This is a genomic window from Lachnoanaerobaculum sp. Marseille-Q4761, assembly GCF_017565785.1.
In the GTDB taxonomy this organism is placed as follows: Bacteria; Bacillota; Clostridia; order Lachnospirales; family Lachnospiraceae; genus Lachnoanaerobaculum.
Window position 1 is genome coordinate 459,566 of the sequence record NZ_JAGEKB010000003.1, and the last position, 16,957, is coordinate 476,522.

A 16,957-nucleotide genomic window follows, 5' to 3' on the forward strand; every position below is an offset into this window, starting at 1 on the left:
TCAATCGTTTTTCTTAATTCTTTTATGGAATATAAATTATACTATTCCCCTTAAATGTTCTCTATAGAGCCTACCTATGGGCAGCCCCATTACATTGTAGTAATCGCCTTCTATTCCCACAATATATCTTGAAAAATATCCCTGTATCCCATAGGCACCTGCCTTATCATAAGGCTCTTTTTTGGATAAATAATCTTCTATCTCTTCTTTTGATAATTTTGCCACTTCCACAAGGGTATCCTCTACAAAACTCTCATATTTTCCTTTTATGGAATTATATACACATACAGCTGTATACACCCTGTGTTTTCTACCCGATATGGCTTCAAGCATCCTCTTTGCATCAGACCTGTCCTTAGGTTTCCCAAGTATTTCCCCCTCAAAGGCTACAATCGTATCGGCAGATATTATAATATAATTTTTATATATTGACTCAGCCTTTTTTACAATATCCTCCGCCTTTTGTATCGCCTGCTTTTTGCAGGCTTCTTTCGGATCATCACTGTCTATATTCGTCTCTTTATCGGAGACCATTATCTCAAAGTCTAAGCCTATCTGCTCCAATAATTCTTTTCTTCTTGGTGATGCCGAGGCAAGAATTATCTTTGTTTCCATCATTCATCCTTGTCCTTATTATCTTTTGTATTGTCAATCAGATCTTCCTTATAGGTAATCTCTTTTGTGTTTTGATCTGTTTTTGCAACTTTTTTTGCATTATGAGCTGACGATGTGACTTCTTTTATATCTTGATTAGGCGATACAACCTCTTTTGTATCTTTGTCGGACACTACAGCTTTTTCAGCATTTTGATCCTCCGGTTTTTCAGTCACATTCTTTACCTGTACATTTGATAATATATCGGAAAGTCCTGAAATATTTACATTCTTATTTACCTTTGCATCATAGCTCTCGGCTCTTACTATTTCGGTTAAATCTATACCTGTTACCTCTTTTACAGACTCAAAGGTTTTCTTCATCATAAGAGGAACATTATCCGCTACATTTGATAAACCGCTGTTATCCGAGCCTCCGCCCACTATAGTAATCTTATCGATCTGCTTTAGAGGTTCAGCCACCTTACCTGCAATTTCAGGTAATACCTTTATGATCATTTCCACCATTGCGGCACGGTTATACTTATTATAAGCCTCGGCTTTTTTCTCCATAGCCTCCGCCTCGGCAAGTCCTCTTGCTTTTGCAGCCTCAGCCTCAGCCTTACCCTTTAGTGCTATACCGTTGGCTTCAGCTTCATATTTTGCACGAATACCTGCAGCTTCCTGTTCGGCAGCATAGCGTGTAGCCTCAGCCTCTCTCTGCCTTTTTATAAGATCCGCCGTAGCTCTTTGCTCGGTAGCGTATTTTTCAGCATCAGCCTGCTTATTTACCTCAGCCTCAAGCTGTCTTTGCTTTATGGAAATCTCTCTTTCCTTAAGCTCCGACTCTCTCTCCGCTCTGGCTATCTGTGCATTGATGGTCTCAGTCTGAATTTTCTTCTCCTGTTGCTGCTTTTGAATCTCATAAGCCGCATCAGCCTCAGCTTTTGCTGTATCGGTCTGCACTTTAAGCTCCGCCTTTTTTATCTCCAGATCTGTAAGTCTTTGTGCAATTTCCGTTTCTGCTGCAACTCTTGCGGCATTTGCCTCTTTTTTAGCAGACGCATCTGCTATCTGAACATCTCTTTCAGCCTGTGCTTTGGCAATGGATGCACATTTTTGAATCTGAGACATATTGTCCTGACCTAATGCCAGTATAAGATCCTTCTCATCCTTTATCTTTTGTATATTACATGAGATGATCTCAATACCCAAAGCAGCCATATCATTCTGCGCTTTTTCCTGCACCTGATCTCCGAATGCTTTTCTGTTGGTACACAGATCCTGAAGCTTTACGGTACCTATAATCTCACGCATATTTCCCTGTAGGGAATCTGTAAGTGCAGTCACTATCTGTCCTTCCTTCATATTCAGGAAGTTTCTTTGTGCCAATGCTATACCGTCTTTGTCGGTTTTTATCCTTACCTTTGCTATAGCGTCAATATCAACACCGATATAGTCATTGGTAGGAATATAACCGTTTGTCTTTATATCTACGGATATCTGCTTTACTATAAGCACATCCACTCTCTCCAAAAACGGAATCCTTATACCTGCCTGTCCGATAAGCACTCTGGGCTTTCTAAAACCTGATATAATAATAGCCTTATCCGGTGGAGATTTTATATAACCAAGCACCATTATTAAAAGAATAAGTAAAATAACCACTGCAACGGCAACCACCGTTGACAACTCAAAACTATCAAGTACAAAATCCATACTATACCCAAACTTCCTTTCTTTTAAGTTTACAGGAAAATATCCTAATTACATTATATACCACTTTTATATATTGATATAGTAGAAAAATATGTTATTTTTTTATGCAAAATGCTGATTATTTTATTTCAAACTAATCTCTTTTCCCAGTGCAAATGAATATATATATACAGTCTGTACTGTCTTACCTGCACTCATCTCCAGAGACTTTTTATACAGCATTAACTGAGATCTATATCTGTTTATAAGAACATCCTCATTATTTACATTATCCGTCTTATAATCCACTAAGATTATACCGTTCTCATTTTCTATATAGGCATCTATTACTCCCTGTATAAGTATGGTTTCGTCACTGCTTCCCATACCTGCTTCCTTTGCGGATAATCCCATTATAAACTGATTTTCTCTTTTAAGATTTTGATGCTGTTTTACAAACTCTCCTCCAAGATTTGTATTTAAAAATTTAACAATATCATCTATATCTATAAGTTCCCTGTATTTTTTATTTTTTAATAAAGATATTTCCTCTCTTATAAAATCCTTTATATCACTGAATTTACCGATATTTTCATAATGCATTTTTTGTAAAAGTTTATGATATGCATTACCTCGCTCGCTTGCATCCGATGAATTTGATTTTGCTCTTTTTACATCCTTTATCTCAAACTCTTCGCTTTGTGAAAGCTTTTTTATTTCGGATACGGAGAATTTGGTCTTTAAATCAATGTTTTCAAGGTATGGATAGACATAATCCAACCTGTTTTTTAATATATTATGCTCTTTTATATCAATAGACTCAAAAACCTTATGCAGATCCCCCACCTCTTTTTGAGTTTCTTCTTCCTCCTTTAAAAGCATGGTATAGTCATATTTTCTTATATCAAAATTTACATTGTCAAAACTTAAAAGTATCATATCCAGATATGAATTACAGGATCTTATATCAAGGAAATTAGGATTATCCTTATTTTTTTCCAAAGCCTTATCTATATCCTTACAACTTCCTGAAATAATCATTTTCTCCATAGCTCTTGTAAGTGCTACATATAATACTCTTAATTCCTCACCCATAAGATCTGCATTCAGCTTATGTTTTATTACATTCTGTTTTATCGAGCTGTCCTTTATATTTTTTTTGCTGTCCACATATTGAACTCCAAGTCCGAATTCGCTGTCAATTACCATACCCTGCTTTAAGTCCATCTTATTAAAAAGTTTATTTGCGCATGCAAGGAAGCATACCGGGAACTCAAGCCCTTTTGACTTATGTATGGTCATTATCCTTACAATGTCATCATTCTCTGAAAGAATACTTGCCTCACCGAAATCATTGTCAAAGTCCTTAAGCTTTGAAATATATCTGATAAAATTATAAAGTCCGCTATAGCCTGAATTACTGAAAGTTCCGGCTTTATTTATAAGAAGCATCAGATTTGCTCTTCTGACCTGACCTCCCGGCATAGCGGATATCAGATTTAAAAAGTCCGTTTCATTATAGATATCCTGTAAAAGTGCGGCGATATTCATATATGCCGATTTTTTTCTGTATTCATTTAAAAATTTAATCGCATTTTGTATTTTTTTCCTTGTTTCCTCCGATATATCCCCCGACTCATTCTCATATAATATGGCATCCATCATTCTTATCTTTTCAGACTTTTCTATATTCTGTGCTTTCCTGTAATCCGATACTGTAGTAGCCATCTCAAGATCTGTCATACCTACAAGGCTTGAATTAAGAAAAGCGCAAAGATCAACATCTGAATAAGGATTGTCAATTGCCGCCAGAACCGCCAGTATCTTTCTGACCTCAAAGGTTTTAAAATATCCCTTATTATTTTCCGCATATGCAGGTATATTCTCATCATTTAAAACCTTTGCAATTCCCTCTCCTATATTTGTGCGAACAAGAATTACAATATCGCTATACCTTAATTTGCGACCTCCGTCAACTCTAAGCTCAGACTTTAACTCCTTTATTCTTTGTGCAATGGCTCTTGCTTCAAGCTCTATAGATGAGGTATCATCTTCAATACCTCCGGTCTCTGTAAGCATTATTTCGCTTATATATTCATTTCCCTCTTCAAAATCCGCTCCCGGATAAAGGGCTGCATCATCATCATATTCAATGCCTCCGGTATCTTCCTTCATCACCTTTTTAAAAATGATATTTGCCGATTTTAATACATTATTTCTGCTTCTGAAATTCTTACTGAGTATGACCTTTTTTGCATCCTCACCCTCAAGATTTGTATTCTCAAAATGCGAGAACCTCTTATATTTATCCATAAAAAGTTCAGGTGATGCCTGACGGAAACCGTATATTGACTGCTTTACATCACCTACCATAAAGATATTGTTCTTTTCTATAGCCATTACTATAGCTTCCTGCAAATAGTTTGAATCCTGATATTCATCAATATATATCTCACTGAACTCTCTTTTATAGCTTAATGCAACCTCTGTAGGTTTCTTCTCTTCATCAAGCAATATGCCCAATGCCAAATGCTCTATATCGGAAAAATCCACCAGATTCTTTTCCCTCTTTTTTTCATTAAAAAGTGCAATATATTTTTTGGTTAAATCGACAATTGCTCTTACCTTTGACTTTTCTTTGCTTTCCTCTTCAAGTAGTCTTTCTTTATCAAAAAGATACTCCTGCGCCAGCTTTGATATAGTCTCCTTATAATTATCTCTCAATGCTTTAGCTTTGTTTTTAAGCTCCTCATCAACATTTCTTACTGCTTTTAATCTGCCGAAACTTATATTATTTAGATTTTTTGAAAGCTCAAATATATCCGCTGATTTCTTTATTTTACCTATTGCAGACTGCTCCTCCAAAACAGTATCCAAATAATTTGCCGGTCCTTCCTCTTCATTGCAGATACCTATAATTTCCTCTATATCAGCCAGTATGGAATCAATACTTTTTATAATCTCACTGTATATATAATCCTGCCATTTACTTTCCCCCTCGACCAAAGAGTCCAGCCATTCTATCGGCCATGGCTTACTGATTGCAAATCTGTAGAGCCTTTCTACAAACTCGGAAATACTTCTGTCTCCCTTGGTATTTGCAAAGGCATCCGTAAGATCCATAAAATCCTCATTTGCCGCCTCATATTCACTTTCAAGCAATTCTTCCATTGTATCCGCCCTTAAAAGTGAAATCTCACTCTCATCAGCCACATTAAATGCCGGATCGATATCAATTTTATCAATATTTTCTTTTATTATACTAAGGCAGAAACTGTCGGTGGTCATTATCTTTGCCGAGGAAAGCAGTATGGACTGTTCTTTTAATCTTTTAAATTCTTTTGTATTATTCTCATACTTTTCCATTTCCTTTAAGAGGGCATTGTATATTTTTTCCTTCATAGATGCGGCTGCGGCTCTTGTAAAGGTCATTACCAAAAGAGAATCCACATCTATCGGATTTTTACTATCCGTTATCTTTTTTATAATTCTTTCCACCAAAACAGCGGTCTTTCCGCTTCCGGCTGCGGCTGATACCAGAATACTTCCCTTTTTTATATCAATTGCCGCCTGTTGTGCCTCAGTCCACATGCTCTTCACTCTCCATCTTTTCCCAAACATCATTATCTTTTATTCTTGCCAGATTATTGTAGGAAAATCCTTCTATTCCCTCATCAAATCCGCATATAGCACTATATGGGCAATAATCGCATCTGGCAGCTCCTCGCCTTAGTGAAGGTTTGATAGCGATATCACCGCTAAGAATACTCTCGGCGGTTTTTTTTGCCTTTTGTTTTACATATTTTCTAAGCAGATTTATCCTTTGTGTACTTGCAACAGTTGAATACTGCGAAAAACTTCCGTCTTTTTTTATTGATACAGGTATTACATCACTGTCTGTTTCAATGCTCTTATCCAAATGTTTTATAATATCCAAATCGGTATTTACAATGCCGCTTGGCTTAAGCTTTTTTAAAAAGGCATTTTCCTTTTTTGCCTCATCTCTGGTCAAAAAAGGCGCATCAATATGATAATAAAAAAATGCAGCCGGAAGAATCTCCCTTCCTTCCTTTGCCAATTGTTCCATTACCGCATCAAGATATATTACAAGCTGCAAGGCTCTTCCGTAATATGGCATATCCATTTCCCATTTCATATTTCCGGTCTTGTAATCAATTATTTTTACAAGTGTTTTATCATTCTCCTCGCAGATATCCACTCTGTCAATTTTACCTCTCAGATACATCTTTGCATTGTTTTTCAAATCAATATTTAATGCTTCAAGATTATCTTTTTCACCGAAAATCCTCTCAAAATCAAATGGTATAAAGTTGCCGGCTTCAAGCTGTTTTGCAAGCACAAGCATTGTAAGCTTAGTCATTCTTACTATCTTTTCAAGTTGAACTTTAGACTTTTTACTTTCCTCCAAGATACTGTTTTTGTCATAAGCCATGCTTTCCTTTACCGCTTCATCCACCAAGGCATATAACTCACCTTCACTCATTCCCGCAATTTTCTTTTTAGAAAACTTTGCATATTTAAAGCATTTTTCAAGCATATCATGTACCAAACTGCCTATATCCGCAGCATTAAAGGAGTGAATCGTTCTCTCCTCTACTCCAAGTCCATAACTTATAAAATGCTCAAAAGGACAGGCATTATAATTTTCAAGTCTTGTAACACTTACACGAAGCTCCTCACCGAAAAGCTCTCTTGCCGCACTCTCACCTATACCGCTGTCTTTATATATATACATTGCAGCTGCTGTGATTTTCTTTATAAAATCTCTGTCAAAGAATGTGGATATATATTTTAACAGCTTTTCGTCTATATTCTCCTTTGCCCTCAATCTTCTGAGATTTTCAGTTAAATACTCCTTTGCTTCAAACTTTGAATAAATTTCCAACTCTTCTTTGTTTTTGATTTCAATATTCGGAAAAATACTTTTTATCATATTTATAAGTATAGAAGGCCTGTTTGTCTTTCCGTCAAAGTCCATACCTGTAAGGCTTATAAAGAGCTTGTTTGACGGTTTTGTAAGCATCCTGTATAAATAAAATCTTCCTGTATACAGATCCTCTCTTACAGTATCGGAAAGATTAAACCCGATGGATTTTAATTCTCTTTTTTCTCTGTCATTTATAAGACCTCCGCCATCCTTTACCGTAGGCAGCTTGCCGTCATTTGCTCCACATACAAACAGAGCCTTTATAGCACTAAGTCTGGTTCTTTTTAAATCACCTATGACCACTCTGTCAACTCTGTCAGGTATCATTCCAAGCTTTATCTCTTCAAAACCTGTATGGAGTAGATCAATAAGTTCTTTTTTACTTATACTCTCTCCCTCAAGTATAAGCTCCAGCCTTTCAAACAGACTTAATACTTCATCCAATACTCCTTCATATTCTCTGGCTCTTTTTAAATCCTTTACCTCTTCCAGCTCTGTTCTTACAATTTCAAGTTTTTCCTCTATATTCTGCTCTGTAAATATTTTTCTGAAAGCATCACATACATCCTTTATATTTATTTTGCTCTTACTCATAGCTGTATAAAGTACAGAGACTTTCTCCATTGCAAGCTTTTTAAACTCATTTATCTCTTCAAGTTCCGACTCCGTAAAGCTTTTGGTGAGATATGTAAAATCACTGTGCAATCTCTTATATCCCCTTATTCCGCTCTCAAGCAAATAATTATCCAGTAATGATACCTTTCTGCATTCAAATCCCAAAAGCCCAAGTCTTAGATATCTGTTGACCGCATCATAAGAAAAGTTTTCACTTATCAAAGCTATACAGGCATTGATAAATTCCACCAGTTCATTATTATTTACATCCATCTTTTCATCCAGATAGTAGGGTATTTCAAGCTGTGAAAATCTGTTAATAAGAGAATCCGATACTCCTTCCAAATCACCGTATATTATAGCAATATCTCTGTATCTGTATCCCTCATCCTTTACAAGCTTTAATATCTTATTTGCCACAAAATCTATTTCCTCTAAAGGATTCATACAATAATTTATTTCAATATCGGAGACATCCTCTGACTTTTCTCCGTCATATCTTAAAAAATGTTCCTCGAAAAAATTCAGGTCCTTAGAATTTCTAAAACCGGTATTTTCCCCTGTATTCAGATTTATATCATCCAATCTTTTAACATCAGCCTTTTTTGCCATCTCATTTATTTGAGATATCATTTTGCCGCTTGTAAAAAATAAATCACTTTCAGAAAGCTCTATATCCGGATTTACCCTCTTACCAAGAGTTATACAAAATCTTATCTCATCACATGCCTTCATCAAATTGGATATTATACGATTTTGTACAGGAGTAAAGCCTGCAAAGCCGTCCAGCAAAATAATGGAATCCTTCAAAAGTTCACTGTTTATTATATTTTCATTTAAAATATCCAATACCTGTTCATTGGTAAAGTATTTCCCGGCTATATAATCGCCGAATCCCTTTTTCAGCTTATATATATCCTCCAGCTTGATTTTTAAAAGAGAATTTATATCCTTATTTTCCTGCTGCTCTTTTATAAATTCATCACTTATATCATACATCATAAATTCTGAAATAAGTGCTTTTATATTATCTATAAACCCTGCTTTTTGAAATTGCTTTTTCCATGCTTTAAGTTCCACCTTATTTGCTATTCTTCTAAGTATAAGTGCCTTATCAAGCTCATCTATAAGCTTCGGATTTTCAATATCAAGTTCCTCAAATATTCTGTAGGCAAGCCTGTTAAAACTCAGTACATCTATATTATTGCTTGCATGACTTGGATGCATCTGCACTATATCCTTTTGAGTTTGCATGGTAAACTGCTCAGGCACAATAATAAAAAAGTTTTTATCTTTGTTTTCTATCGACTCATTTATAATATCATTAAAAGCCCTGTATGTTTTTCCCGCCCCTGAGGCTCCAATGTAAAATCTATATCCCATATTTCTCCTAATTCTAAAAATGGCAGCTTCCTTAGGAAACCGCCATTTATTACCATGTATAAGGGTAATCCCCCTAAAATTACATTATTTTAATTTTTTTGCAATCTCATGTATAAATTCTTCACTGTTTAATATTTGAATATTTTCAAGATTTGAGATTGCACCAAGGTCTCCTGTCATCTTACCGGATTCAATGGTATCAAGAGTCGCCTTCTCAAGTCTGTTTGCAAAATCCACCAAATCAGGGAGATTATCAAGTTCTCCCCTCTTTCTTAGGGCTCCGCTCCACGCAAAAATAGTCGCAACCGAATTTGAAGATGTACTCTCACCTTTCAGGTATTTATAATAATGCCTTTGTACGGTACCATGTGCCGCCTCATATTCATAACAGCCGTCAGGTGAAACCAAAACCGAGGTCATCATCGCAAGAGAGCCGAAGGCTGATGAGAGCATATCACTCATAACATCACCGTCATAGTTTTTACAAGCCCAGATAAATCCGCCCTCAGACTTCATTACTCTGGCTACAGCATCATCTATCAAAGTATAAAAATAGCTGATATTTTGCTTTTCAAACCTTTCTCTATACTCAGCCTCATATATTTCTTCAAATATATCCTTAAAGGTGTGGTCATACTGCTTTGAGATGGTATCCTTTGTAGCAAACCACAAATCTTCCTTTTGGCTCAGAGCATACTCAAAGCAGGCTCTTGCAAAGCTCTCTATAGAGGCATCCACATTATGAACCCCCTGTGCTATACCTGCTCCTTTAAACTCATGTACAAGACTTCTCTTCTCATTTCCCTTGCTGTCTGTAAATACAAGTTCCACCTTACCCGGTTCGTCTATAATCATCTCCGTATTCTTATATACATCACCATAGGCGTGGCGGGCAATGGTAATAGGCTTTTTCCATGTTCTGACATTCGGCTCTATGCCCTTTACCAATATAGGCTTTCTAAACACGGTTCCATCCAATATGGCTCTGATAGTACCGTTTGGAGATTTCCACATCTCCTTTAAGTCGTATTCCTTTACTCTTGCGGCATTAGGAGTAATTGTGGCACATTTTACAGCCACCCCCAGTCTCTTTGTGGCATTTGCAGATTCTACAGTTACCTTATCATCTGTTTCATCTCTATGCTTTAATCCCAGGTCATAATATTCACTCTTTAAATCTACAAATGGAAGAATAAGTTCATCCTTAATCATCTTCCAAAGAATCCTTGTCATCTCATCTCCATCCATCTCAACAAGTGGAGTAATCATCTGTATCTTTGCCATATTTACCTCTAAATCTGTTTTTATAAAATTTTGCCGATTAAACTCTTAGAATTTAAATAACTGTCATTCCAAATACAATATACTATTATTTTTTAGGTACTATCTCTATCCAATATCCGTCAGGATCACTTATAAAATATATTCCCATCCCCGGATTTTCATAACATATTACACCCATTTCCTCATGCAACTTATGAGCCGCCTCCATATCATCCGTCTCAAGAGCAAGGTGATATTCAAGTTCTCCTAAATTATAAGGCTCTTTTCTATCTCTAAGATATGTAAGCTCCAGCAAAAAGCCTGTGGACTTATCTCCAAGATAAACTAATGTAAAGGAACCGTCAGATGCCTCCTTTGTTCTTACAGGCTCAAGTCCCAGTGCCTCCTTATAAAACTTTAAGCTTTTCTCTAAATCAAAAACATTAAAATTAAAATGTGCAAATGAAAAATTCAAACCGTACTCCTTTCATTGCAATATACACCCTGCATATCTACAGGGTGTATATAATATTTATATTATTTTATAACTTCTTTTCCACCCATATATGGCCTGAGTGCCACCGGTATTCTGATGCTTCCGTCTTCATTTAGATTGTTTTCAAGGAATGCGATAAGCATACGAGGCGGTGCAACCACTGTATTATTGAGTGTATGTGCAAAATATTTATTGCCGTTTTCATCCTTTACTCTGATTCTGAGTCTTCTACTCTGCGCATCTCCAAGATTTGAGCAGCTTCCTACCTCAAAGTATTTTTTCTGTCTTGGTGACCATGCTTCCACATCACAGGATTTCACCTTAAGATCTGCAAGGTCTCCCGAGCAGCACTCAAGTGTTCTTACAGGTACATCAAGAGACCTGAAAAGATCTACTGTGTTTTGCCATAATTTCTCATACCACATCTTTGACTCTTCAGGCTTGCAGACAACAATCATCTCCTGCTTTTCAAACTGATGTATACGATAAACTCCTCTCTCCTCAATACCATGTGCTCCCTTTTCTTTTCTGAAACATGGTGAATAAGATGTAAGAGTATATGGCAGCTTAGCCTCTTCATTTAAGGTATCAATAAACTTTCCAATCATAGAATGCTCACTTGTTCCTATAAGATAAAGATCCTCTCCCTCTATCTTATACATCATAGCATCCATCTCCGCAAAGCTCATTACACCTGTAACCACTTCCGATCTTATCATAAACGGAGGTACGCAGTATGTAAATCCTCTCTCAATCATAAAGTCTCTGGCATAAGATATCACTGCGGAATGAAGTCTTGCAATATCTCCCATAAGATAGTAGAATCCGTTTCCGGCTACTTTTCTTGCACTGTCAAGATCTATACCGCTTAGCTTTTCCATAATATCTGTATGATACGGTATCTCAAACTCAGGTACAAAAGGCTCACCGAATTTCTCGATTTCCACATTCTCACTGTCATCCTTGCCTATAGGTACACTTGGATCAATGATATTTGGAATGGTCATCATAATCTTTTTTACTTTTTCTTCAAGTTCAGCCTCAAGCGGCTCCAAACCTGCCAAAGTCTCACCAATGCTTGCCACAGATGCCTTTACCTGCTCAGCCTCTTCCCTTTTACCCTGTGCCATCAATGCACCGATTTCTTTTGATATCTTATTTCTCTTTGATCTGAGTTCATCAGCCTCAGCCTTTGTCTTTCTAAGCTTTTCATCAAGCTCTATAACTTCGTCAACCATTGGAAGTTTGAAATCCTGAAATTTATTTTTTATGTTCTGTCTTACAACATCCGGATTTTCTCTTAAAAATTTAATGTCAATCATGGCTTCCCCTTCTTCTATCATATATCTCAATATTTAGATGATATCATCTGATATCTTACATAGAAAAAAGTATACATCAAATGAGCTTTTATGTCTATTCCAACTTGGTATTGAGTTGCACGCAATATCGGCTTGATAAAACACTTTTTCTATATTGTATTATTCATTTACCATAAAAATGTAGGTTTTCATGAATACAATAAAAGAATTCCAAAGAATTATGGCCACACAGACTGAACTTGCTTTAGCAACTATAGGAACAGACGGCACTCCAAATGTCAAAATAGTCAACTATTATTTAATTCTAAGAATAATGTCATATACTTTGCGACATTTAAAGATATTGAAAAAGTACATGTCATTTGTTAATTTTATGGTTCAGGTAAATTATTGTTCACTATATATGCTGTTACTCTAATGTAGTAACATCTTTACCGAACCATTTCTCAGAAATACTCTTTAATGTACCGTCTGCCTTCATCTCTTCAAGTGCCGTCTGCACCTCATCCATCAATATTGTATTTCCAAGTTTAAATCCTACCGCATATTCTTCACTTGAAAGTGGCTTATCCAAAACCTTGAAACCTTCTCCACCTCTTTTTGTGATCTGATAATTTGCCACTACGCTGTTCATAGCCAAAGCATCCACACCACCCATTTCAAGATCCATAAAACCTGTGTTAAAATCAGCCACAGTTTGCAATTTACCGAATGTACCTGACAGTTCCGTATTTTCTTTTAATACCGCTTCGGCTGACGAATCCGTCTGAACCTCCACTGTTTTTCCTGCTAAATCCTCAAATGAATTGATATCAGAATCAGATCTTACTACAAATACCTGATCATTTTTCATATATGGCTTTGTCCATGTATATTTATCTTCTCTGTTCTGTGTGCTGAAGCCGTTCCAAATACAGTCAATATTACCGGATGTAAGTTCCATATCTTTTGCATCCCAGGCTATAGGCTGATACTTTATCTCTTTGCCCAATCGCTTTGCCACCTCTGCTGCCAGATCTAAATCAAATCCGGTAAATTCCCCGTCATCTCCAACAAACCCCATAGGTGGAAAATCCTGATCAAATCCCACCGTAAAAGTTGTATTAGTGTCTGTGCCTGCAATAGAAGTCTCATCTGTCAACTTACTTTCTGCTATACTTGTATCCGTTGATGCTGATGAACAGCCTGCCAACATAATTGTTGCTAAAACTCCAAGTAAATAAATTTTTTTCATAAATACACCTCATAACTTTCTTTACTGCTTTGCCTTAACACTTTCTTATAGTAGCATGCTAAAGTATAACTGTCAACACTTTATTTCTCTACTATAGTAAAGTATAAAAATATTGTGTACTCATATAAAAAATCTGTTATACTAATCATATTTAAATACATATTTTATTATTCATTTATCATAAAAATGGAGGTTTTCATGGATACAATAAAAGAATTCCAAAGAATTATGGACACACAGGCTGACCTTGCTTTAGCAACTATCGGAACAGACGGCATTCCAAATGTTAGAATAGTCAACTATTATTTTAATCCTAAAAATAATGTCATATATTTTGCAACATTTAAAGATAATGAAAAAGTACAAGAAATAGAGCAAAATCGAAACGTAGCCTTTACAACAATCCCCAAAAAAGGCAATGAACATATAAAGGCAAGAGGAATTGCCATAAGAAGCGAACAAACTGTTTTTGATTTGGCAGATTGCTTTTGTAACAAGATACCCGATTACAAAAATACAATAGAACATGCAGGAAATTTATTGTTATTATATGAAATACACTTTAAAACAGCTACTGTTACTTTAGATCTGTCTGATATTCAGACTATTAAGTTATAAATGAGGGCTGACAATTGTCAGCCCTCATTTATACTATTCTACATAATTGCTTATATAATTCAACCCATAATATATTTATAATTATTCCCATTTGCAATTTTTCGTAAGATTTGTGTATTATAATCCTGTATTTTATATATTAATTGTATCCGTATTAAGCAATAATTCAGTTGATTTAATCGGCATATTTAGGTATACTTAAGCATGGAGGTGTATCGAAGTGGTCATAACGAGCCTGACTCGAAATCAGGTTGTCACTTTTTGTGGCACGAGAGTTCGAATCTCTTCGCCTCCGGTTATAAAAATGCTCCCTGACTTGGGAGCATTTTTTTACTTTAATTCTATTTTCCTCCCCATATACTGGGTGGCTATTCTGTTTTCCGGATGAACATCAATCATATAAATCACCATCAAGAATATCCATTCCAAAGGCTTCATCATAATATATATAATATCCGCAATCCATTTACTCTTTATAAGCCTTGCAACAGGAAAGCCGTATCTGTCATATATTCCCCTGACAAGTTTGTGAAAGCGTGGTGTTTTTTCTTCTAAGATCTGTTCAAAGGCATTTGCCACACAGAGCTGCCTGTTTACAATTACCTCATGTCCGTGGCGTACCCCTTTTCTTAAGGGCTTTACAATCTTTTTATGCCCGCCTGCCGCTACCGTACATAGATAGTGTTCATCATAATAGATATTTTGAGGTGCTTCCTTCATTGACAATCTCCAGTCGGCAGTCTCCGTCCAAGCCTTTATAACAGAATCCGGTGCCTGGCCGAAAAGTAATAATATACCTATAATGATTCCAAGCAAAGGCAGCATAAGAATAAGGGCATATACAGGCCAATGTTCGGATTTTGACAATATTTTATTAAAAAAGCTTAAACAAGAGTTTTTTTCTATTTTTTCTTTTTCCATCTCAAGTTCATGCCACTCACGAACCTTGCAAAGCACTGTCCTTATTATAATAAAAGAAATACAAATAGGATAAGTCAAAAGGTATGTATCAAGAGTACTTTCTATCATAGATTCACCACCGTAAACCTGTACGGTAAAAACAATTATTCCTATCAACCAAAGATACATGGCGGATATTGAAAATACTGCCATAAGCGGCGGCATTTTCTTAAGCGGACAAAATCTTAAATAAAAATACCCTATAACACCTATCAAAAATATTACAATAACCGTAAGTAGGGAGCCTGAGTAAATCGGTGTATGTTTTTCTAAATTATGCAACTGCTCATACCAGTCGGAACCCGTAGTATATTTTGCCTGTGTAATATATAAAAATTCTAAAATAAGCCCATACCATATTACAATCTGGTCAAAACCCACCCCTGTTTTTGTCATCGTTTTATCTGTTTCAAGGATGAGCATCGCCAGTTGATATGCTGCCAACACTATAGGATATACAAATAAGGCGCCTACAAATCCTCCCCATAATGGAATGGCTACAACCCCGACAGCTATATCCTTAAATTCTCCATATTCTCCAATGGAAGATATTGCGGCAATCATAGTCCATCCTATAACTAAAAATAATCCTATTACATAGCTTATAATAATACTGTTCAGTATGGAAATTCTAAATATATATTTTTTCATATTCTTCTCCGTACAACCCTTTATACAGTGCAAATCAGTTTAATCACATCTTTTTATAATAGTTCCGCCACCAAGTACAAGTCCGCTCTCATCATATAAAACAACTGCCTGCCCCGGCGTAATGGCTCTTACCTTTTTATCAAAATCAATCCTTATTCTGTCTTCTCCAAGTACCTTAATGGTGCAGTGTTCGCCCTTATGTGAATATCTTATCTTTCCGACAGCTCTCATACCGTCAAAAAAGCTTTCCACCGCCATTGCATTAAGATTATTTGCTTCCAGACTGTATCCGAACACATCTTCATTTTCACCTATTACGACCTCATTTGTGTCAGGCCTTATCTCTGTCACAAAGATGGGATGCCCCAGTGCAATGCCAAGTCCTTTTCTCTGTCCTATGGTATAGTGAAGTATACCCTTATGTTTCCCCAGTATCTCCCCGTCAGCTGTCACAAAGTTTCCCACAGGCATCTTTTTTCCTATTTCACTCTCTACAAATGAAGCATAGTCATTATCTGAAACAAAGCAAATCTCCTGACTGTCGGGCTTATTTGCCACTCTGAGATTAAACTTTTTTGCAATTTCTCTTATCTCATCCTTTTCATAATCTCCTACAGGCATCAATGTTTTTGAGAGCTGATCCTGAGTAAGATTATAAAGTGCATAGGTCTGATCTTTTGCACTTGTTTTTGACATTCTAAGTGCAAACCTTCCGTTTTCAAGCTTTTCTATTCTGGCATAATGACCTGTTGCAATATAATCAGCTCCAAGCATCATACTTCTCTCCAAAAGGGATTCCCATTTTACATATCTGTTGCAGGCAATACATGGATTTGGTGTCCTTGCCTGTACATATTCATTTACAAAATAATCTATTACCTTATCTTTAAATTCATCTCTAAAATTCATTACATAATAAGGTATGCCGATATCTCTTGCCACTCTTCTGGCATCATCTACAGCAGACAGACCACAGCATCCTCCGCTGCCTGACATATCTTCTTCATCTTCACTTTGCCATATCTGCATAGTCACACCTGTGACATCATATCCGGCCTCTTTTAAAAGATAGGCTGCCACTGAGGAGTCCACTCCACCCGACATACCTACCACTACTTTTTTCTTTTCCATATATTCTCCAAAATTAAAATCTATGCTTGATAGTATATCATATAC

General features: G+C 36.2%; 11 protein-coding genes, 1 tRNA gene and 1 pseudogene. 3 read left to right on the forward strand and 10 right to left on the reverse strand.

Annotation, left to right across the window (positions count from 1 at the left end):
* Positions 1-36: 36 nt before the first annotated feature.
* From J4O15_RS13315 to serS, 7 genes are all read right to left on the reverse strand, one after another.
* Complete coding sequence (locus J4O15_RS13315) at positions 37-618, reverse strand: Maf family protein (protein ID WP_208101102.1); 582 nt, start codon at positions 616-618, stop codon at positions 37-39.
* Positions 615-2,312, reverse strand: a complete 1,698-nt coding sequence (locus tag J4O15_RS13320; RefSeq protein ID WP_208101103.1) for a flotillin family protein — start codon at positions 2,310-2,312, stop codon at positions 615-617. Before J4O15_RS13320 ends, J4O15_RS13315 begins: the two co-directional genes overlap by 4 nt.
* A gap of 123 nt (positions 2,313-2,435) precedes the next feature.
* A complete protein-coding gene (gene addA, locus J4O15_RS13325; protein ID WP_208101311.1) occupies positions 2,436-5,882 on the reverse strand; it encodes a helicase-exonuclease AddAB subunit AddA in 3,447 nt (1,148 codons plus the stop codon).
* Positions 5,872-9,237 carry a PD-(D/E)XK nuclease family protein gene (locus tag J4O15_RS13330; protein ID WP_208101104.1) on the reverse strand — a complete coding sequence of 1,122 codons (3,366 nt, stop codon included), beginning with the start codon at positions 9,235-9,237 and terminating at the stop codon, positions 5,872-5,874. Before J4O15_RS13330 ends, addA begins: the two co-directional genes overlap by 11 nt.
* 84 nt (positions 9,238-9,321) lie before the next feature.
* A complete protein-coding gene (locus tag J4O15_RS13335; RefSeq protein WP_208101105.1) occupies positions 9,322-10,521 on the reverse strand; it encodes an NADP-dependent isocitrate dehydrogenase in 1,200 nt (399 codons plus the stop codon).
* 85 nt (positions 10,522-10,606) lie between these two features.
* Positions 10,607-10,975, reverse strand: coding sequence for a VOC family protein (locus tag J4O15_RS13340; protein ID WP_208101106.1), 369 nt, complete (start codon positions 10,973-10,975; stop codon positions 10,607-10,609).
* Between the two features lie 62 nt (positions 10,976-11,037).
* Positions 11,038-12,318 (reverse strand): serine--tRNA ligase, encoded by a 1,281-nt coding sequence (gene serS / locus J4O15_RS13345; RefSeq protein ID WP_208101107.1) that lies wholly within the window; start codon positions 12,316-12,318, stop codon positions 11,038-11,040.
* A 190-nt stretch (positions 12,319-12,508) separates the two neighbouring features.
* On the opposite strand from serS, the pseudogene J4O15_RS16560 reads away from it, so the two are divergent.
* Positions 12,509-12,672 (forward strand): annotated as a pseudogene (locus J4O15_RS16560) (pyridoxamine 5'-phosphate oxidase family protein); the annotation flags it as partial.
* Positions 12,673-12,727: 55 nt separating this feature from the next.
* Here J4O15_RS16560 and J4O15_RS13350 read toward each other — a convergent pair.
* A complete protein-coding gene (locus J4O15_RS13350; RefSeq protein ID WP_208101108.1) occupies positions 12,728-13,552 on the reverse strand; it encodes an amino acid ABC transporter substrate-binding protein in 825 nt (274 codons plus the stop codon).
* Positions 13,553-13,750: 198 nt separating this feature from the next.
* Here J4O15_RS13350 and J4O15_RS13355 point away from each other — a divergent pair, with 198 nt between their 5' ends.
* Both J4O15_RS13355 and J4O15_RS13360 read left to right on the forward strand, forming a co-directional pair.
* Positions 13,751-14,170, forward strand: coding sequence for a pyridoxamine 5'-phosphate oxidase family protein (locus tag J4O15_RS13355; RefSeq protein ID WP_009219107.1), 420 nt, complete (start codon positions 13,751-13,753; stop codon positions 14,168-14,170).
* A 206-nt stretch (positions 14,171-14,376) separates the two neighbouring features.
* A tRNA-Ser gene (locus tag J4O15_RS13360) sits at positions 14,377-14,465 on the forward strand.
* A 35-nt stretch (positions 14,466-14,500) separates the two neighbouring features.
* Here the strand turns inward: J4O15_RS13360 and J4O15_RS13365 are convergent.
* Together J4O15_RS13365 and mnmA are read right to left on the reverse strand one after the other, a co-directional pair.
* Positions 14,501-15,781 carry a DUF6688 domain-containing protein gene (locus J4O15_RS13365; RefSeq protein ID WP_009219108.1) on the reverse strand — a complete coding sequence of 427 codons (1,281 nt, stop codon included), beginning with the start codon at positions 15,779-15,781 and terminating at the stop codon, positions 14,501-14,503.
* Positions 15,782-15,820: 39 nt separating this feature from the next.
* Entirely contained in the window at positions 15,821-16,912 is a 1,092-nt protein-coding gene (mnmA, locus tag J4O15_RS13370) for a tRNA 2-thiouridine(34) synthase MnmA (RefSeq protein ID WP_009219109.1), read from the reverse strand.
* Positions 16,913-16,957: the final 45 nt, after the last annotated feature.

What these genes read in the sequence shown, in the direction of transcription:
- J4O15_RS13365 (WP_009219108.1), bottom strand. Translation starts at nt 15,781, where the DNA reads ATGAAAAAATATATATTTAGAATTTCCATACTGAACAGTATTATTATA.
- J4O15_RS13315 (WP_208101102.1), bottom strand. Translation starts at nt 618, where the DNA reads ATGATGGAAACAAAGATAATTCTTGCCTCGGCATCACCAAGAAGAAAA.
- J4O15_RS13355 (WP_009219107.1), top strand. Translation starts at nt 13,751, where the DNA reads ATGGATACAATAAAAGAATTCCAAAGAATTATGGACACACAGGCTGAC.
- mnmA (WP_009219109.1), bottom strand. Translation starts at nt 16,912, where the DNA reads ATGGAAAAGAAAAAAGTAGTGGTAGGTATGTCGGGTGGAGTGGACTCC.
- serS (WP_208101107.1), bottom strand. Translation starts at nt 12,318, where the DNA reads ATGATTGACATTAAATTTTTAAGAGAAAATCCGGATGTTGTAAGACAG.
- addA (WP_208101311.1), bottom strand. Translation starts at nt 5,882, where the DNA reads ATGTGGACTGAGGCACAACAGGCGGCAATTGATATAAAAAAGGGAAGT.
- J4O15_RS13350 (WP_208101108.1), bottom strand. Translation starts at nt 13,552, where the DNA reads ATGAAAAAAATTTATTTACTTGGAGTTTTAGCAACAATTATGTTGGCA.
- J4O15_RS13330 (WP_208101104.1), bottom strand. Translation starts at nt 9,237, where the DNA reads ATGGGATATAGATTTTACATTGGAGCCTCAGGGGCGGGAAAAACATAC.
- J4O15_RS13320 (WP_208101103.1), bottom strand. Translation starts at nt 2,312, where the DNA reads ATGGATTTTGTACTTGATAGTTTTGAGTTGTCAACGGTGGTTGCCGTT.
- J4O15_RS13335 (WP_208101105.1), bottom strand. Translation starts at nt 10,521, where the DNA reads ATGGCAAAGATACAGATGATTACTCCACTTGTTGAGATGGATGGAGAT.